This window comes from Pseudomonas sp. IT-232MI5, from assembly GCF_949767845.1.
Lineage (GTDB): Bacteria > Pseudomonadota > Gammaproteobacteria > Pseudomonadales > Pseudomonadaceae > Aquipseudomonas.
In genome coordinates, this window is record NZ_CATKQE010000033.1 from 236,915 (window position 1) to 255,440 (window position 18,526).

At 60.5% G+C, this 18,526-nt stretch carries 18 protein-coding genes; 7 read left to right on the plus strand and 11 right to left on the minus strand.

What is annotated here, in order from left to right:
• Window positions 1-248: 248 nt before the first annotated feature.
• Both ACM6JQ_RS17065 and ACM6JQ_RS17070 read left to right on the plus strand, forming a co-directional pair.
• Window positions 249-2,654: a glucose/quinate/shikimate family membrane-bound PQQ-dependent dehydrogenase gene (locus ACM6JQ_RS17065; protein WP_414894284.1), complete on the plus strand. Its 2,406-nt coding sequence runs from the start codon at window positions 249-251 to the stop codon at window positions 2,652-2,654.
• A gap of 86 nt (window positions 2,655-2,740) precedes the next feature.
• Window positions 2,741-4,039, plus strand: coding sequence for a carbohydrate porin (locus ACM6JQ_RS17070; RefSeq protein WP_414894285.1), 1,299 nt, complete (start codon window positions 2,741-2,743; stop codon window positions 4,037-4,039).
• Between the two features lie 63 nt (window positions 4,040-4,102).
• Here ACM6JQ_RS17070 and ACM6JQ_RS17075 read toward each other — a convergent pair whose 3' ends face one another.
• Window positions 4,103-4,354: a hypothetical protein gene (locus ACM6JQ_RS17075; RefSeq protein ID WP_007913274.1), complete on the minus strand. Its 252-nt coding sequence runs from the start codon at window positions 4,352-4,354 to the stop codon at window positions 4,103-4,105.
• A gap of 176 nt (window positions 4,355-4,530) precedes the next feature.
• Window positions 4,531-5,178, minus strand: coding sequence for a hydrolase (locus ACM6JQ_RS17080; RefSeq protein ID WP_038361513.1), 648 nt, complete (start codon window positions 5,176-5,178; stop codon window positions 4,531-4,533).
• Between the two features lie 178 nt (window positions 5,179-5,356).
• On the opposite strand from ACM6JQ_RS17080, the gene ACM6JQ_RS17085 reads away from it, so the two are divergent.
• Window positions 5,357-6,280, plus strand: a complete 924-nt coding sequence (locus ACM6JQ_RS17085; RefSeq protein ID WP_414894286.1) for a LysR family transcriptional regulator — start codon at window positions 5,357-5,359, stop codon at window positions 6,278-6,280.
• Between the two features lie 31 nt (window positions 6,281-6,311).
• Window positions 6,312-6,773, plus strand: a complete 462-nt coding sequence (gene alaE, locus ACM6JQ_RS17090; RefSeq protein WP_095112122.1) for an L-alanine exporter AlaE — start codon at window positions 6,312-6,314, stop codon at window positions 6,771-6,773.
• A 6-nt stretch (window positions 6,774-6,779) separates the two neighbouring features.
• On the opposite strand, the gene ACM6JQ_RS17095 is transcribed toward alaE, so the two are convergent.
• From ACM6JQ_RS17095 to ACM6JQ_RS17110, 4 genes are all read right to left on the minus strand, one after another.
• Window positions 6,780-7,433 (minus strand): DUF1266 domain-containing protein, encoded by a 654-nt coding sequence (locus tag ACM6JQ_RS17095; RefSeq protein ID WP_007913282.1) that lies wholly within the window; start codon window positions 7,431-7,433, stop codon window positions 6,780-6,782.
• Window positions 7,434-7,443: 10 nt separating this feature from the next.
• Window positions 7,444-8,664, minus strand: coding sequence for a hypothetical protein (locus tag ACM6JQ_RS17100; RefSeq protein ID WP_414894287.1), 1,221 nt, complete (start codon window positions 8,662-8,664; stop codon window positions 7,444-7,446).
• Window positions 8,655-10,979 carry a hypothetical protein gene (locus tag ACM6JQ_RS17105; protein WP_095112120.1) on the minus strand — a complete coding sequence of 775 codons (2,325 nt, stop codon included), beginning with the start codon at window positions 10,977-10,979 and terminating at the stop codon, window positions 8,655-8,657. The genes ACM6JQ_RS17100 and ACM6JQ_RS17105 overlap by 10 nt, the downstream gene beginning before the upstream one ends.
• Before the next feature lie 317 nt (window positions 10,980-11,296).
• Window positions 11,297-11,593: a DUF3144 domain-containing protein gene (locus ACM6JQ_RS17110; RefSeq protein ID WP_007913288.1), complete on the minus strand. Its 297-nt coding sequence runs from the start codon at window positions 11,591-11,593 to the stop codon at window positions 11,297-11,299.
• 151 nt (window positions 11,594-11,744) lie between these two features.
• Between ACM6JQ_RS17110 and ACM6JQ_RS17115 the strand changes: the two genes are divergently transcribed.
• The gene (locus tag ACM6JQ_RS17115; protein ID WP_256588341.1) at window positions 11,745-11,876 is read left to right on the plus strand and encodes a hypothetical protein; all 132 of its coding nucleotides are present in this window, start codon (window positions 11,745-11,747) and stop codon (window positions 11,874-11,876) included.
• 23 nt (window positions 11,877-11,899) lie between these two features.
• Here the strand turns inward: ACM6JQ_RS17115 and ACM6JQ_RS17120 are convergent, their stop codons facing one another.
• The 5 genes from ACM6JQ_RS17120 to ACM6JQ_RS17140 form a co-directional block, all read right to left on the minus strand.
• Window positions 11,900-13,246, minus strand: a complete 1,347-nt coding sequence (locus ACM6JQ_RS17120; protein ID WP_414894288.1) for a glutamine synthetase family protein — start codon at window positions 13,244-13,246, stop codon at window positions 11,900-11,902.
• A 21-nt stretch (window positions 13,247-13,267) separates the two neighbouring features.
• Window positions 13,268-13,825, minus strand: a complete 558-nt coding sequence (locus ACM6JQ_RS17125; protein ID WP_095112118.1) for a helix-turn-helix domain-containing protein — start codon at window positions 13,823-13,825, stop codon at window positions 13,268-13,270.
• Window positions 13,826-13,850: 25 nt separating this feature from the next.
• Window positions 13,851-15,140, minus strand: a complete 1,290-nt coding sequence (locus ACM6JQ_RS17130) for an NAD(P)/FAD-dependent oxidoreductase (RefSeq protein WP_095112117.1) — start codon at window positions 15,138-15,140, stop codon at window positions 13,851-13,853.
• Between the two features lie 68 nt (window positions 15,141-15,208).
• A complete protein-coding gene (locus ACM6JQ_RS17135; protein ID WP_007913295.1) occupies window positions 15,209-16,543 on the minus strand; it encodes an ATP-binding protein in 1,335 nt (444 codons plus the stop codon).
• Complete coding sequence (locus ACM6JQ_RS17140; protein WP_414894289.1) at window positions 16,543-17,262, minus strand: response regulator; 720 nt, start codon at window positions 17,260-17,262, stop codon at window positions 16,543-16,545. The genes ACM6JQ_RS17135 and ACM6JQ_RS17140 overlap by 1 nt, the downstream gene beginning before the upstream one ends.
• Before the next feature lie 147 nt (window positions 17,263-17,409).
• Between ACM6JQ_RS17140 and ACM6JQ_RS17145 the strand changes: the two genes are divergently transcribed.
• Both ACM6JQ_RS17145 and ACM6JQ_RS17150 read left to right on the plus strand, forming a co-directional pair.
• Window positions 17,410-17,727 (plus strand): hypothetical protein, encoded by a 318-nt coding sequence (locus ACM6JQ_RS17145; protein ID WP_007913297.1) that lies wholly within the window; start codon window positions 17,410-17,412, stop codon window positions 17,725-17,727.
• Complete coding sequence (locus tag ACM6JQ_RS17150) at window positions 17,727-18,386, plus strand: DUF3313 domain-containing protein (protein WP_095112114.1); 660 nt, start codon at window positions 17,727-17,729, stop codon at window positions 18,384-18,386. The genes ACM6JQ_RS17145 and ACM6JQ_RS17150 overlap by 1 nt, the downstream gene beginning before the upstream one ends.
• The last annotated feature ends 140 nt before the right edge of the window (window positions 18,387-18,526 follow it).

Below are 18,526 nucleotides of genomic sequence, written 5' to 3' on the forward strand. Positions count from 1 at the left end.
ATTCGTCGCATTTACAACCCCGCGCAAATGAATTACGCCTGAGGGCGCGGCATCCGATATCTGTCACAAATCACAATCAATCTGACAGAACAGCGATTCTTGTGCGCATTTCGACAGACATTTCCACATCTGAGTCCTCTGCAGGCGCGAGCCGAAACCTCGAACTACGCTTCACGTTGAAATTTGTGATTTAACTAGGTAGTTACCTAACTATATAATGCGCGCCTCATTTCAACGGGACACTCAACGTGAAGCAGAGTCAACGCCTCTCGGGCATATCAAAATTCATTCTGATCGGGCTGGGCGTCGTCATCGCCCTGCTCGGCTTGGCGCTGGCTGCGGGCGGCGTGAAGTTGGTCAGCCTGGGAGGCTCGTGGTACTTCCTGGTGGGTGGCTTGGTCATGGCCGTTTCCGGTCTGCTGATCGCGCGCTTCAAGCCTGCCGGCGCGTGGCTGTTTGCCGCGTTCCTGGTCGGAACTGCGATCTGGGCGGTGAGCGATGCCGGGCTGGTGTTCTGGCCGGTGTTCTCGCGCCTGTTCATGTTCAGTGTGATCGGCCTGGTCGTGGCGCTGGTTTATCCGCTGCTCAAGCGTGCCAACGGTGGCGTTGCCGGTCGCGGCGCTTACGCCGTGGCTGCGGTGCTGGCGGTCGGCGTGGTTGTGGCGGCCGGCAACATGTTCGTCGCCCATCCAACCGTGGCAGCAACCGGCACTGGCCCGGGCCTGACTCCGGTCGAGTCGGACAAGGCGCAGAAAGACTGGGCGCACTACGGTAATACCGAAGGTGGCAGCCGCTTCGCTGCGCTGGACCAGATCAACCGCAGCAACGTCGACAAGCTGAAAGTCGCGTGGACCTACCACACCGGTGACGTCGCCGAGAGCGATGGCAACGGCGCCGAAGACCAGCTCACCCCGCTGCAGGTCGGCAACAAGGTGTTCATCTGCACCCCGCACAACAACCTGATTGCCCTCGATGCCGACACCGGTAAAGAGCTGTGGAAGAACGCGATCAACGCTCAGTCGAAAGTCTGGCAGCGTTGCCGTGGCATGGCCTATTTCGACGCCACCAAAGCGATTGCTCAGCCGAGCAACTCGTCGATCATCGAAGCCAAGCCTGCGCCGGCCGCCAACTGCCAGCGTCGTCTGCTGACCAACACCATTGATGCCCGTTTGATCGCGGTCGATGCTGACACTGGCGAGTTCTGCCAGGGTTTCGGCAACAACGGTCAGGTAGATCTGAAGGCTGGCCTGGGTGATGTCCCGGACAGCTACTATCAGCTGTCGTCCGCGCCGCTGATGGCCGGTACCACTGTGGTAGTTGGCGGTCGCGTAGCTGACAACGTGCAAACCGACATGCCCGGCGGCGTGATCCGTGGTTTCGACGTGATGACCGGCGCCATGCGCTGGGCGTTCGACCCGGGTAACCCGCAGGATAAAAACGCACCGGCCGACGGCAGCACTTATGTGCGCAGCACGCCGAACAGCTGGGCGCCGATGTCCTACGACCCGGCGACCAACACCGTGTTCCTGCCGATGGGCAGCTCGTCGACCGACATCTATGGTGTCGAGCGCAGCAAACTCGATCACACCTACGGCGCGTCGATCCTCGCGCTGGACGCCACGACTGGCGCTGAACGCTGGGTATTCCAGACCGTGCACAACGACCTCTGGGACTTCGACCTGCCGATGCAGCCGAGCCTGATCGACTTCACCAAAGACGGCAAAAGCATTCCGGCGCTGGTCATCGGCACCAAGGCCGGGCAGATTTACGTGCTCGACCGTGCAACCGGCAAACCGCTGACCGACGTGAAAGAAGTACCGGTGAAAGCGGCGAACATCCCGAACGAACCGTACTCGCCTACTCAGCCGAAATCGGTAGGCATGCCAGAAATCGGTGCTCAGCACCTGACCGAATCGGACATGTGGGGCGCCACTCCGTACGATCAGTTGCTCTGCCGCATCGACTTCAAAGGCATGCGTTACGACGGTCTGTACACCGCACCGGGTACCGATAAATCGCTGAGCTTCCCGGGTTCGCTGGGTGGCATGAACTGGGGCAGCATTTCCACTGACCCGGTGCACGGTTTCATCTTCGTCAACGACATGCGTCTGGGCCTGTGGATTCAGATGATCCCGTCGCAAAACAAAGGCCAGGCCGCTGGCGGTGGCGAAGCACTGAACACCGGCATGGGCGCCGTACCGCTGAAAGGCACGCCTTACGCCGTGAACAAAAACCGCTTCCTGTCGGTAGCCGGCATTCCTTGCCAGGCGCCGCCGTTCGGCACGCTGACTGCCATTGACATGAAGACCCAGAAAGTTGCTTGGCAGGTTCCGGTCGGCACTGTTGAAGACACCGGTCCACTGGGCATCCGCATGCACCTGCCGATCAAGATCGGTCTGCCAACCCTCGGCGGCACCCTGTCGACCCAAGGTGGTTTGATCTTCATCGCCGGCACTCAGGACTTCTACCTGCGTGCGTTCAACAGCGGCAACGGTGAAGAAGTCTGGAAAGCACGTCTGCCGGTCGGCAGTCAGGGCGGCCCGATGACCTATGTTTCGCCGAAAACCGGCAAGCAATACATCGTCATCACCGCCGGTGGTGCGCGTCAGTCGACCGATCGCGGCGACTACGTGATGGCTTACGCCCTGCCATAAATCACGGTGTCCACGTAAAGCGCGGCACCTTCGGGTGCCGCGCTGCTTTCCCCCCTATTGCTCAAGTTTTCTGCAGGAAGATTTACATGCTATCGGCTGTTGGTTTTTCGCGTTCCGACCTGTTCAAAGGCCTGTTGCTGGGCGTCGCATGCACCACCACCCTCCCCGCGCTGGCCGACAACGATTCCGATCTGTTGACCCGCAGCACTCTCACCGGTGACTGGGGTGGATTGCGTCACCAGATGGATGAACAAGGCATCAAGTTCACCGGCGATTACAGCGGTGAAATGGCATACAACGCCGACGGCGGTTTGCATCGCTCGGCGCGCTACTCGCAGAACATCAAACTCGGCGTGCAGTTCGATCTGAGCAAACTGTACGGCGTCGACAATGCCGGCAAGGTCCAGTTGACCATCAACGACCGCCGCGGCAACAGCGCTTCGGAAGACCTCGTCGGCAACCGTCTGCCGATTCAGGAAAACTACGGCGGCCTGTACACGCGACTGACCGAACTGAGTTACGAGCGCAGCCTGTTTACCCCGGCGCTCAACGTGAAGCTCGGTTACATGGCCATGGGCAACGACCTCGGTGGCCTCGACAGCGGCATTCTGTGCAACTTCATGAACGCCGGTTTCTGCGGCCATCCGCTGAACATGTCCGGCGGTAGCGGCTGGACCAACTACCCCAACGCCCACCTCGGTGTGCGGGTGAAATACGACCTGTCGTCCTCGTGGCAACTGCGCGTGGCCGCGTTCAACGTCGATCCGGAAAGTAACGGCAACTCCAGTCGCGCCTGGCACCTTGGGCCAAAACACACCACCGGCACCGTGGTGCCGATCGAGTTGGTGTACAAACACGCAGGCACCCTGCCCGGCGAATACAAGCTCGGCTACTACTACGACAGCTCCGACGTAAAGCGCATCGGCAGCGACGACGAAGTCTCCGGCCGTGGCGGTCATTACCTGCTGATCGATCAGGCGGTCTGGAACTCGCCAACTTCCGAAGGCCGCAGCCTGCATGCATTCGGCCAATACTCGGCGGCCAGCGAAGCGGCTTCGCCGTTCAGCAAGTGGTACGGCACCGGCGTGGTTTTGTACAAACCGTTCGAAGGTCGCCCGCGTGACACCGTCGCGCTGGGTTACGGACGCGCCGTGCCTAACCCGCGCAGCCGCGACGTGCTGCAGGACGCCGCATTGAACAACGGCACGGCGTTCCCGAACCTGGACAGCGCCGAGCAATTGATCGAACTCGGCTACGGATATCAGGCAACGCCTTGGCTGACCCTGCGTCCGAATGTGCAGTACATCATCGAGCCGGGCGCGTTCTCCGGGCAGGACATCGACAATGCGTTGGTGTTTGGCTTGCAGGTGAAAGCGGCGCTCTGAGGCCCCGAATAGCAGGCAATAAAAAACCCGGTTTGAATGCCGGGTTTTTTATTGTCTTCAAGATCACTTTTTCTTTTTAGCCGGCTTGTCAGCCTTCTTCGAATCCTTGGCCTTCTCAGGCTTGCTATCGGCTTTCTTGGCAGATTTCTTCGGCTCGGCGTCTTTCTTCTTGTCTTTCTTGTCCTTGTCGGAGGACTTTGAAAGCGCCGAAGCCGCTGCTGATTTCTTCGCAGGTGACGACTTTTTGTCCTTCAAATCCTTGCTGGCTTTCGAAGCGTCAGCTTTGTCTTTGCTTTTCTTTTCGTCTTTAGCCACGTTGACCACCTCTCGGAGTGTGCCGGAATTGGCACATCGCCTGTGCGATTGACCACAAGCTAATCATTAGGCGAGCAGGTCCTAAAGCGGTTCAGATTATTTTCAGGCGTTTGAAACAGGCCAAATGAAGGCAGCGCCGGCGATTGCCAGCGCCACCTTTAACAACGGCCCGTTACTCAGGCCTTGTTGCCAGCCTCTTGCAGCGCCTTTTCAGCATTGAATCCGTCGAAGTTTTCGAACACGCCCATAAAGCCCGGCACGGTCACCTCTCGCGCCCAGTCGCGCTGCAGTTCGCAGTACATTTGCACGCGGCTGATGAGCTTCGCACCCGCCTGTTCCATTCGGCGCAACGCCGCCTCGTGTGCGGCGAGCGAAGTGCCGCCCACGGCATCAATCGGCACATAAACCTCATAGCCTTCCTGGATCGCGTCGAGTACCGGGAAGGTCAGACAGGCTTCAGTCCACAGCGCGGTCATGATCAGTTTCTTGCGCCCGAGCGCTTTGACTGCCTGCTTGAACTCGGTGTCCTCCCAACTGTTGATCGACGTGCGGTCATAGGTCGGCAGATGACCAAGCACCGCTTGCAACTCTTGAATCGGTGGTTTGTTGCGGCCGGTCGCGACATTGACGGTCGAGTGGATGATCGGCAGGTTGTAGTTGACCGCCGCCTTCGCGACGCTGGTGATGTTGAACACCAGTTCATCGCGTGGCATCGAGCGGATCGAGGACACCTGAACCGGTTGATAGTCGATGACGATCAATGCTGAATTCTCGGGCGTCAGCAGTTGATCGGTGTGGGGGTTGCGGATTGCTTCGCTTGCCATTTGCAGGTCCTTTTGTATGGGTAACGCACGCGGGTGAAACGGCCGGAGCCCGTGCGGTTTGTGATTCCAGAACGCACGCGAGTGACGCCGTGCCTGGAAAACCCATTGTGCTGTTCCCCTATTCGCGGCAGTAGTAGCATCCCGAGGCGAACTGTGTCGCGCCAAGGGGAACGCAAAAATGGATATCGAAGAACTGCAGACCTTCGTCGAAGTGGCGGATGCCGGAGGTATTTCACAGGCTGCGCTGCGGCTCGGGGTCTCGAAATCAATCGTCAGCCGCCGGCTGGCCCGGCTTGAAGCAGAACTGGGCGTGCAACTGCTGGCACGCTCGACGCGCGGCGCATCGCTCACCGAGGCCGGCGCGACGTTCCGCGATTACGCCGCCCGAGTCTGCAGCGAAATCGATATCGCCAGGGAAACCATCCTGCCCGCAGGCGCCCTGCGTGGCCGCCTGCGAGTAGCAGTGCCATTGTCGTTCGGGCCGACGCACTTCGCCCCGGTGCTGGCGGAAATGGCTCGCCGTCACCCTCAGTTGCACATGCAGACCTGCTACAGCGATCGCTTCGTTGACCTGATTACCGAGGGCTACGATTGCGCCATTCGCGTGGGTTATCTGCAGGACTCCAACTTGATCGCCAGGCGTATCGGCCCGGTTTACACCAAGCTCGTCGCGAGTCCGGACTACATCAAAGCGCACGGCGCCCCCGAAACCCCGGACGAACTGCACGCCCATCAGGCACTCATGCAAGGCACCGAAGCCTGGCAATTCATGGCGGCTGACAAGGTCATCACTGTTCGCCCGCAAGGACGCTTCAAGGCTGACAACGGCACCGCGCTCGCTGCGGCCGCAGTTGCCGGTCTCGGCGTCGCCTACTTGCCCGATTGCCTCACCCACGAGCACATCGCCACGGGTGCACTCGTGCCGATCATGACCAACCATCCACCGCCCCCTGCCGGTGCCTACCTCCTCCGCGCGCCAGGCCCCCATCCCGCGCGCAAGATCCGCGTGCTCACCGAACTGCTGATCGAGTACTTCGGCGAATCTCCGCACCTCGCGGTGCAGCCGCTGTCACATCACGATGAAGCGCCGGCGTTTAACTGAAGAAAGCTGAAGCCATGAAAGGAGAATTGAGGTGCCGCAACGCCTGCAACAGCCAACGCGTCGGACTGCATTCATCGCAGACACCACAGCGCTGATCCTGTTTTTCACCACCACCGGCATCATCAATGAACGTTTGATTGCCGGCATGACGTGGGATCAGGTTCTCCAGGCGCGCCTGCTGGGCGCGGTGCTGATGATTCCAGTCGCGCGACCTTACGGCCTATGGCGCGATTGGGTGATGACGCGAGCCAGTGAGGGTCGGTTGTCCAGAGTGCTCTGGGACAGTGTTGCCCTCGTCAGTTTTCAGGTGCCTATCTATGCGGCGATCATTGCCTTCAGTGGTGCATCAGGAGCCGGCCTGCTGCGTGGCACGCTTGGCGCGGCGGTGATGATGCTCGTGCTGGGGCGACCTTATGGGGCGTTTCTTAACGGCGTGCGCAAGCTGTTTGGCCTGCCGCCGGGCGGGGACAGGCCGATGTCATTGAAGGAGTAGTCGGGGTTACCTCACCAGAACCGGGTTCAACGCTGCTGGCGTTCGCCAGGTTACGTCAGCCCAAGCCCCACCGCCGGGCGCCAGCAGCTGACGCAGTTGCGGCTCGTCAAACGCTTCGCCCAGCGAGTCGACGCGAAACGTCGCGACCCATTGCTTGCGCCCCGACTGATAGGCCTTGCCGAAATCTTCCCAACTGTCGAAACAGTCCTGCGCCCGCTGCGCATTGAGCAGCAGCACGCGCCAGGCAAGGTCAGGCTCGAGCCAACGCATAAGCAGCGCACACCGGACCAGAAACGTCACCCGCACGCAGGCAAAAGCCATGGCCGCACGCGGGTCATCGGTGGCTGTCAGCGCCTGCAAATCGAGGCCAAACCACTGCTGATCGAGCGTCGCACTGAAGTGCGCCCGCACCGCCTCGTCATTGCTGTTGCTGCGGATCCCGGCCTGGTGCAGCAACGCTGCCCGCAGGATCGTCTGCGATTGCTCGGTGAAGTGATCGCACGCCGGGGAGTAGAAACCCTCGACGGCCATCGCATCGACCATGGGCCGGGCCAGCAGCAGCGACCAGTGTTTGCGCGGGCTGAACAATGAGGCGCCGCGAGGTCTGAACGCTCGCCACAACAACCAGCTTGAAACAACCACTGTGATAAGCAAAAACATGTCGGTTTCCTTACCTTGCCCGCGCCTGCCAGGCCTGGATTTCCTCCACCAGCCGCGAGGACATGTCCGGCCACGGCACACCTTCGGTCAGGTACTGCGGGTCATTCGGCTGATGCTCAATGCGCTTGCTGAAAATTTGCCGGGTCGCGTACCTGACCGATACCGCTTGCGGGGCCACCTGCAAGAACTGCTGCGGCTGACGTCCGGCCACCAGCCATTCGACCATGGCCGAAGGCGCATCGAGGCGCTCGTACAATTGCGGATAGCGGGCCACCAGCCGAGTCTGGGCGGTCGGGTCGTTGACCTCTTCGATGCGCAGCCAGCCCGCGTCGGTGCGCACAATGCCGATGGCGATGCAGTCGGCGGGCGTCTGCTCGTCGGTGTCCAGGGCATTCAGACACTGAAGCAGGTCCGGGTAATAACGCTCGACCGGCGGCCGGTTCTGCTTGCCCTTGACCTGCTCGACAGTCAACGTACCGTCGTCCTGGACGATCAGGCTGATAGTAATGTGCGGCTGGCCTTGGCCGTCGCGCAGACTGAACACGCGCATGCGCTGCTCTTCCACTGCTTCGGCGTAGCGTTCACCGTAGCCGCCGGTCAAGGCGCGGCGATCGGCAAACTGGCCCAGGCAGTGGCGCATCACGTAACTTTCAAAGGCCATTTCCGCACGCAGCAAATCACTCTCGGGCCGCAGCTCCTGCAATACGTGCTCAGCGGTGGTCACTCGCGTGAGCAACGCCTCAGGCTGGCTCTGACACCAGCCCTGCTCGACCCGCGCAGCCATTTGCGCATGCTCCTTTTGCCACAGTGCCAGTGCCTGCGGGCAGTTGATCCGGTCAAGCTTGCCTGCCAGCGCGGTGCCCTGACGCGAGGTCAGGAACTCCACCAGCAAGGTCTCCTCGGCCAGCAGCGGCGATTGCTGCGGATCGACCCAGACCAACGGCGCGAACGCCTGCTGCGAAGCTTTGCCGGCGTCGCTTAAATGTTTGGCCACCCAGGACGGCGGCTCGGCGCCCAATGCCTCGACAGCCTGCTCCAACGTCAGGATGCGCCGCGCAGGTTCGAAGTTACCGACCAGATGACGATAGAAATGGTTGAGCAACCATTTGCTCACCTCTGGCGCATCTCCGCGAGCCTTACTGCGCTCGGCAATGCCGCGCTTGAGTTGATCGGCATTGAGTGCGTTGCGCGGGGCGTAACCGGACTGGCGCTGCGCAGGTGTCACTTCCATATCTGCCACCAGGCCTTGCCGGCCGATTTTGCCGGCGCCTGCAGTTCGGCGATGAACTGGCGAAACTTTTCATTGTTGCCCTGATCCACCTGGCTGTTCGGATCACTGCGCAGGATCGCGCGCTGGTAATAGGCCACGGCCTCTTCTTTGCGCCCGAGTCCCTTGAGCACATCACCGGCACAGCCCAGCAGGGTTGGTTCGTCGCCTTCGTTGATGAGCTGCGCGTAACGCAACCACAGGCTGGTGGCCGCCTCCGGCAGGCAGTACGACAGGTAAAAGGCAATTTTCATCCGTGCGAACAGCGGCGAATACTCCAGCTCTTTGTCGCTGATTTCGCGCTCTTCCTGCCATTTGAGAATGCGCTCCAGCCAGACCGGAATCTCGCGTTCGCGGTCCAGCCAGTACAGGGCGCGGGTGACGTCCTGTATGTATTCTTCTGGATCGTGACGGCTATAGCCGTAGTCGGCCGCGTAGTGCCAAAGCTGTTCGGCGGCGTCGGCGATGCCCTGGTTATCCTTCAGTTCGATGCGGTTGCGGAGGATGCCCTGATAATGTTCGGCGAACGAGCTGGCGGCGATGCCGCGGGTATGCAACTCAAGGGCCTGCTCAACGAGTTGTTCGTTGTAGCAGCGGTAATTGATCGCGAGGTTGTTGCACAGCATCGAGTACAGGTGCGCGCAGGCATCGAAGCGATGTCCGCGGCCGCTGGCGAAGCATTGCTCCATACGGGCCTGGCCGAGTTCATAGGCAAGTTTTTGGACTTCGCGCAGCCGCCACCAGGTCGGCTCGGCCTCCTCGCTCGTGAGATCCTCGACATGCGTTTCGACCAGGTCCTCGAGGGCATTCGCGAACTGGTAGTAGTACATGCCAGCGGCCATGGGCGGCAAAGGCTGGCGCAGGGCATCGGCAATGCCGTGCACATCGGCGTGGGCACTGAACAGGCTGAAGACGCTGCGGTTGTCCTGCATAGCGCCGGCCGAGACGGCCTCGCGCAGCATCGTCAGTTGAGTGTTGGCGTCGATGCGACCGGCCTGATGTTCGCGCACCGCCATCAGGCGGGTAATCCATGGGTGGTTCGGCGAGCGGCGTTCGGTCTCTGCCAGCGCTTGGTCGAAAACGTTGTCGATTTGTTCAAGGTCATTGCGCGCAGCATGTAGAGCATCGAGCAACGGGCCCAGCGACGGTGTCGACTCGTCACGCCACGGCAGGCCGGAAAGGAACTGCTCCAGCACCGTTTGATCGTCACAGGCACGCATCACGCACAACGGCCACCACGCGGACTGATCCTCGGCATCAAGCAGGCGATCGTGGACCCAATAGGCCGTGCCCGGCCACAATTCGCCGCGCATTTCATAGATTTCCATGAACGCACGTTGCCCGGCCTCTTCGATCTGGCCGTTTTCCAGCAGCCAGGGCAGATGGAAATCAACGAAGTTGTCACCGCCGCTGGATTCCAGGCTCAGGGTTGCCACTTCACAGATTGCCAATGCGCCGGCCAGGTTGCCCTGAGCCTGCAGGGAGCGCGCGGCCAGACGCGCCAGACGCACTTCCCATTCCCGGCGCTGGGGCAGCGACAATTCGGCGATCAAGCGCACCACCGGTTGCTCGAACATCGCCAGACGCAATGGCACGATTTCGATCAGCGCATTGCCCAGCCACAGCCAGTCGTTAGCGTCGACGTCCTGCTCTTCGTCAGCGGTGCGCAATGCGGCAATTGCCGCCAGCGCGGCTTCGCGCGCCTCTTCCTCACGTTCATGGTTGGCCAGCACCTGCGCCCGGCGCCGGTACTGATCAGCATCGTCCCAGGCCCGCAGGGCGTGACGGTCCGGGTTGACCTGGGCCAAGGTGTGACGCACCTCGATAGCCTTGAGGGCGACGTCGACGGTGGCGTGCTGCAGATCATCGAAAATGCGGTAGCGCCGGTACTGCTCGATATCGAACGGCAGGGGCTCGTGGGTCAATTGCTGGAGGGTGTCGAGCGTCAGCAACAGGCCCTGCTCGTCTTTGAGGTAGTTGCCCAGTCGCAGCTGGTAAATCAGCAGATTGACCTTGAGCTCGTTGCGCGCGTCGTCAGGCGTAATCTCGATCAGTGCCTGTCCGTCGTCGGCCAATACCGCTTTGGCCCTGTCAGCATCACCGGCGTTGACCCACAGCCCGTGCAGACGGCCAATCGACTCCAGCGAGGCCGCCCTGAGCGGCTGGGCGCGCAACTGGTCCAGCAGATAGTCGGCACCGTGTTCCTCATGCTCGACCTCAAGACGATCCATCAATTGATCCAGCTGGATGCCGGACAGCACGGTACTGTTTTGCGTCATTGTGAACTCCATTTGCGAATGACTGTGCATCGCCCGATGCATCCTGCGTCGGCGCCCTCGAGTGGGCAGCGGGGACTCGTTTACGTCTGCCAGTGACCGGCAAAATGACGACAAGGATCGGGTAATACAGCGAGGTGGCGCACGCTACCAGTTGGCGTTTGAAAAACCAAGTGTGCGGGTGGGGCGCAATCAGTGATTGGAGTGCAAACAGTGGACGGGCACGATATCACTGGTTTGACAGCTCACTGCAAACGCTCCTTCGATCAGGACCATTGAGATCAGGCTGTACCTCATCGATTGAGGACCTGCCCTACCTGTCAAACGTTTTTCGCGGTCATGTACTGGCTGAAATTGTTGATGTGGTCGTCAAGGTTATCCTCAAGCATCATCCGGTACTGCTCACAGAAATACTTCAACATCGCTTCGCGAGCCTGTGCCATTTCTTCGCCCGACTTGAAACTGCGCGCGCTCACCCAGGCGTTGAATCGAGTGGTGCCGAACATCATCGACGCGCTGACTTTGCCAAGGTTTTCGAACACTTTCAGCTGCTCGTTCGACAGGTTTATATGCGCATCGGCGCGATCGTAGAATGCATCATCGGTCGTATCGGTCATTGCTGATTACCTGTCTGTCAGTGTCGGGAAATTGCGTAATTGGAACACTTCCCGCTTTGGCTCGCTACGCCCCAAGAGTGCTGACAAGCACGTCAGTGGCCTGTATCACTGTGTGCTCCCCATCCAATATTCCACGCCCGGGCGCCAATCCATGAATACCTTCCAAGCCGCAAATGGCCATCTGATGATTGAATTAGGCGACTTGTCTGATGCCGACTGGAAGGCGCTGGAGCGCAAACTGGTGAATGTCTGGGGGTTTCGCTGCAAACGTCACCACTGTTGACGCCCTCGTGACGATCCCGTCACTCACAAATACCAGCGATATTCTCGCGCACTGATTTCCTGCATGAATGCCAAATGATCCTGGCGCTTGTTCTCGCAATACACATCGACAAACTCTGCGCCCAAGCCCCCACGCAACTGCGGCTGATGCTGCATCGCACGCACGGCTTCGAACATCTCCTTGGGGAAATCGATCCCGCTGTTGCGGTCTTCATTCAGCGGTACGATCGGTTCTTTACCCGACTCCAGCCCATGCTCCAACCCCGCCAAAATCGCCGCCAGTACCAGATACGGATTGGCATCCGCCCCCGCCAAGCGATATTCGACCCGTAGGTTTTTCACGTCCGACTCGGGAATGCGCAAGCACGCGTCACGGTCTTCAAAACCCCAACTGGCTTTGCTCGCCGTGTTCACCGTACCGCCCAAACGGCGCATCGCATTCTGGTTCGGCGCAAAGATCGGCATGCTGTGCGGCAGCAGTTCCAGGCATCCAGCGATTGCATGGCGTAGCGGCTGCTGCTCATTCGCGGCTAGCAGATTATTGCCCGCCGAATCGTAGAGACTGACATGCACATGCATACCGCTGCCCGGATGTTGCAAGTAAGGCTTGGCCATGAAACTGGCGCGGTAGCCGTGTTTAAGCGCAACGCCCCGCGTGCTGCGGCAGAACAACGCCGCCCAGTCGGCGGCACGCAAACCGTCGTCGAGATGGCCGAAGTTGATTTCAAATTGACCGGGACCCAGTTCAGCCGTAATCACGGTAGCGTCGATGCCCTGTGCCCGCGTCGCTTCGACCATGTCATCCAGCACCGGCGCGAAGCGTGAGAGGCGTTCGATGTGCAGGTTCGGTTGATCATCGGCGTCGTCAGTCAGGTCGTCGCGGGGGAATTGCGGCAGACCGTCGCGCAGCTTTTTATCGAACAGGTAGAACTCCAGCTCGAAGGCCACCACCGGATGAATGCCTTTGCGCGCCAGGCGCTTGAGCACTTGCGCGAGGACTTCACGCGGTTCGAATTCGATCGGTTTTTCGGTGCCGTCCGACGTGATCAGCATCTGCCCCAGCGGGCTCGCTTCCCACGTCACCGGTTTCAGTGTGCCCGGCACCAAGCGGCGCACGGCATCCGGGTCGCCGTCGTTGAAGCAGTAATCGCCAATCGGGAACAAACCACCCTGCACGCCCAACAGTACGCAATTCTGCGGCAGCTTCAGTACGCTGCCGGCGGCGACTTTTTCGAGCATGTCTACCGGGTAACGCTTGCCGTAAAAATGCCCGGGAATGTCCAGGCAAATCAGGTCGACATAACGCACCTCGGGGTAGCGTTGGCGAAAGGCACGCACTTCGGCGAGCAGGTCAGCGCAGACAGCGTCCATCGTGTTCATCCTTTGTTGTGATCAGGTGTAGACCCAGAGCACGCGAGTCAGCTGCTCGGTGAGGTTGCCGTAACGGCAACGGGTATGACTGTCGAATTGAAAGCTGTCGCCGGCCTTCAATGTGACGGGTTCTTCGTCGTCGCCCAGCCACAACGTCAGTTCCCCTTCGAGGACGTAACCGCCCTGCTCCGAGCTGTCGGTCAGATGGCGATCACCGCTGCTCGCGCCGGCTTCCAGATGACTTTCGAGCATGGAGAACGAGGCGCGAATCTGCGGCGACACCAGAATGTCGGTGATGCCGTTGGCGTAATACAACGTGCGGCGCTCGTCCGGGCGCGTGACCCACGGCAACTCTTTAGGCTTGGGCAGGCTGTAGAAGTAAGTGGTCGGCACGCCGAAGGTTTCACTGATCGCGGTGAGATCCGCCACGGTTGGCCGCGACAAGCCGCGCTCGACCTGCGAGAGGAAACCCACCGAACGGCCGATCTTGTCGGCCAGTTCCTTCAGGGTCCATTTCTTGTGCTTGCGCAGGTCGTGGATGAGGATCGCCAGCGCGGCGATTTCTTCTTGCTTGTTCATGCCATGGATTCCGAAAAAGGTCTCATCAAATACTGTCGCGCAGGCGATACCAGGCTTTGCCAATCGCCTCCAGCGGTGCCGCGAAATGTTTGCCACCGGGGAAACGGCCATTACTCAGGCCCTGGTACAACGCCAGTTCATCGGCATCACCGAGAATCGCATCGGACACCGCACGCGCGGCGGCCAATGTCGGCAGAACGCCGTGGCCCGAGTAGCCTTGCAGCCAATATCGACTGCCCGCGCCGCCGACATCGGGTGTGCGGTTCATCGTCAGGTCGATATGCCCACCCCAGGCAAACTCGATGCCGACGCCCTTGAGCTGCGGGAATACCCGCTCAAGAAACGGTCGGGTCGCTGCCGCGATGTCCTTGGGCATGCCACCGAGATACGTGCAGCCGCCACCGAACAACAAACGGTTATCCGGCGTGCGCCTGAAGTAATCGAGGACGAACTGGTTGTCGGTCACGCAGACATTGCGCGGCAACAGCGCGGTGGCCTGCTCGGATGTCAGTGGTGCGGTGGCCACTTGGTAGGTGCCCACCGGCAGAATGCAACTGGACAGTTGCGGGTCGAGTTCATCGAGGTAAGCGTTGCACGCCAGCACCAGCACATCGGCGCGCACCGCACCGCGCTCGGTGTTGACGCGGAAACCGTCGCGCTGCTCCTGATAACTCAACGCTTTGCTTTGTTCATGGATACGCCCGCCGGCTCGCTCGATAGCGTCCGCCAGGCCCAGCGCCAGTTTCAGTGGATTGAGGTGCGCGCCCTCAGGGTCGTAAAGCCCGGCCTGATAGCGATCGGTGGCCACCCATTCCGGCAGTTGTTCACGGGGAATGAACTGCAACCCATCGTGGCCCCATTTGTGGCTGGCCTCGTGTTGCCATTCGCTGAGCAGACTGACCCGCCGTGGCATCACCGACGTCCACAAATGCCCGGGACGATAGTCGCAATCGAAACCATGCCGCCCGGGCAAGTCGCGTAATTCCCCGGCGGCCCAGCGCATGCCATCCCAAAGCCGTCTGGCCCGTTCATGGCCCAACGCAGCTTCCAGCGGCGGCATGTCACATGACCAACCAAGAATCGCCTGCCCGCCGTTACGCCCCGACGCGGCCCACGCCACGCGACTGGCTTCGAGCACCACCACGCGTTTGCCGGCCAACGCCAGACGCAACGCCGTGTGCAAGCCACTGAAACCGGCACCGATGATCACCACGTCAGCGTCATGCTGGCCTTCCAGCACAGCGCGGTTGCTCAGAATATCCGCGCAACTATGGGCGTAATAGCTGTCGACGTGCTGGCTGGATTGCTGAAACATGCGCGACCTCATGAAATTATCTTTTTATAATTTCATGAAAATCTACAGAATAAATTTCACGCCAGCAACTATCCGTTACGCGGCAACTCAACCCGCGCCAGCAATCCTTGGCCGCTACGGTTGCTCAACGTCAGTTCTCCGCCCTGCTCGCGCACAATCGCCCGCGCCGCCGACAGCCCCAAGCCTACACCTCCGGTGTCGCGGTTGCGCGAAGCCTCCAGGCGAAAGAACGGATCGAACACCTGCTCCAACGCCGCTTCGGGGATACCGGGGCCTTCGTCGCTGACCTCGATACAGATCGAATACTCATCACACTTCAACGCAATGCCCGGACGCTGCGCATACTTCAGCGCATTCTCCAGCAGATTGACGATCACCCGTTTGATCCCCAGCGGTCGCCCTTCGTACACCAGATGCGCCGGGCCATCGAAATCGACATTGATGTGCTGATCGCGGTAGTCGTCGACGATGGTTTGCAGCAGCTCCGACAGATCGAATGCCGTGGTCTGCTCGCGGTGCGTGTCTTCGCGGAAGAACGCCAGCGCGGCGTTGATCATCGACTGCATCTCTTCAACGTCGCGAATCAATTTGCCCTGATGATCGAGGTCTTCCATGAATTCACTGCGCAAACGCATGCGTGTCAGCGGTGCGCGCAGGTCGTGGGAAATTGACGCGAGCATGTGCGTGCGCTCGGCGATGAAGTGCTGGATCTGTGCCTGCATGGTGTTGAAGGCGATGATCGCCTGACGAATTTCGTCGGGGCCTTCGAGTTTGATCGGCGGTGCGCGCAGGTCAGTGCCGAAGCGTCTGGCGGCACGCGTGAAACGCTGCAACGGATTGGCCAGTTGCCGGGTGGCGACCCAGGCGACGAGCAATGTGGCAATCAGTCCCAACGCGATGACGATCACAATACGCACGCCAAATTCCAGCCCCCAACTGCGCTCCGGCGGGATAAATGACAACCAACTGCCATCGACCAATTGCACGACGGCGGCGTAATGCGCCTGGGGACTGCCATTCGGCCAGTCGCCTGGGCTGAACACCTCGATTTTTCGATCATTGCCCAGCAGTTGCTGCAGCACCGGCACCCTGCTCGCTGGCAGGCGAAGGCCGTCATTGGGCAGATCGAAATCCGCGCGTTGTGCTTGCCACGACACGTGCAGCATGGCGCTGCTCGCGGCGGCGGCCAGTTGCGGGCGCAGGTTGGCCGGGGCCGCTTCGATCACCCGCGAGGTCGCGGCAATCTGCTCCAGCAGGCCGGTGCGTTCAATCGGTGGCCGCGCCCAGATGCCGGCGACTTGCACGAACAGCGCATTCAACGCCAGTGACGCGACCATCGCCGCCACGATGGTCAGGGCGATGTGCCGGCGCAGGGTGTCGCCGCGCAACAGTCGGCGGATCATCAGCGGCTGACCTTGGCAGTGAACAGATAACCGCCGTTGCGCACCGTACGAATCAGGTCCGGGCGCTTGCTGTCCGGTTCGATCTTGCGGCGCAGGCGGCTGACTTGCACATCGATGCTGCGATCAAAGGCGTCATGGCCGTGGCCGTGGGTCAGGTCGATCAACTGTTCGCGGGTGAGAATGCGCTGCGGGTGATCGAGGAAGACCACCAGCAAATCGAACTCGCCGCCGGACAGCGGAATCATCACGTTTTCCGGCGAGCGCAATTCGCGACAGGTGATGTCCAGATGCCAACCGGCGAAACCGATCACCGGGCGTGAAGGCTCGACCGGATTGCGCTGTTCGCCAGCGCGGCGCTGCAAGGCACGTATGCGAGCGAGCAATTCCTGCGGGGCGAAAGGCTTGGTCAGGTAATCGTCGGCGCCCAACTCCAGACCGACAATGCGATCGCTCAGCTCGGCCATGGCCGTGAGCATGATGATCGGAATGCCCAGTTTCGCGCGCACCTTTTGGCACAGACTCAGGCCGCTTTCGCCGGGCATCATCAGGTCAAGAATGATCGTGTCCGGACGGTTCTGCGCGATCGCCGCCCACATGGCCTCGCCGTGCGGCGCCACGTCGACTTCATAGGCGTGCTGCACGAAGAACTTCTTCAGCAGCGCGAGAATTTCCACGTCATCGTCGACGAACAGCAGTCTGCTCACAGTTACAGAATCCATGCACCAAAAAAAGCCAATCTAAAGCCATTTCGCCGCCCGGGTCATTTATTTCAATCGAGCAACATTTCTACCCGCCAGACATCAAGCGGACATTCTCTGGCAAAACCTCGCGGGCATTCTGCGGCCATTCCAATCCAGGGGGTTCGCATGAAGCTATTGAACGACAACCATTGCGCCGGGGGGCACAACAGCAATCGTCCCTTGATCCTCAGCCAGCGCACCGCGGCGCTCGGCCCTGATACGCCGATCGTGTTTCAGGAGTCTTGCCTGAGCGTGTCCAGCGATCAGAGCCGGATCGTCTTGCGCCGCTACTTCGAGCAATTCAGCCCGACCAATGCGCACTGGGTCGAATACGTCCACAGCATTGCCGCCGCCGACTTGATCCAATGGATCATGAGCCACGGCCAGTTGCACATCGAATGCTCGGATAGCATCGCCACGCAACCTCACAAGGAAACCCGTTAATGACCCGCACGCATTCGCTGTCGCTGGCCCTCGCCACCACCCTGAGCCTGTCGGCCTGCAGCAGTAACAAGGTCGAACACAGCGGTTTTCTGCATGACTACAGCGTGTTGAGCGAGCGCCAGTCACCGTCCGGTCAGCCTGTATTGGCGTGGGTCAGCCCGGCCCTCGCCCGGGGTCGATACACGCAGGTTTATCTGGCGCCGAGTCAATTTTACCCGAGCGCCGAGCCGACTCTGCGGATTCCGCTGAGCACATTGTCTGGGGTCACCGACTACTACGACGCCGCGCTCAGGCTGGAGTTGGGCAAGGTCATGCATCTGGTCAATCAACCGGGACCGAATACGCTGGTGGTGCGCCCCGCCATCACCCAAGTGGCGACCAGCACTCAGGGTTTGCGCTTTTATGAGTGGCTGCCCGTCACCCTCGTCGCTGCGGGCGTAAGCACGGCGACCGGTATCCGTGATCAGGACAGTCAGGTCGCTACCGAGGTGTCGTTCGAGGACGGTTCGACCGGCGAAGTGATTGCCGAAGTTATACGCAAAGGCACTGGTGTGCCGCTGGAGAACGACAAACAGGTGCTGACTGCCGACGACGTCAAAGTGGTGCTGGATGGCTGGGCCAGCGACCTCGGTAAATCCTACGCAACCCTGCGCCGGTAACCACATTCCCCTGTAGGAGCTGCCGAAGGCTGCGATCTTGTTGGGACGCGGAGCTTCCCCGGCTGCATTCCCACGCAGAGCGTGGGAACGATCAATCGCAGCCTTCGGCAGCTCCTACACAGGTGCGTCAGGAAAAAAAG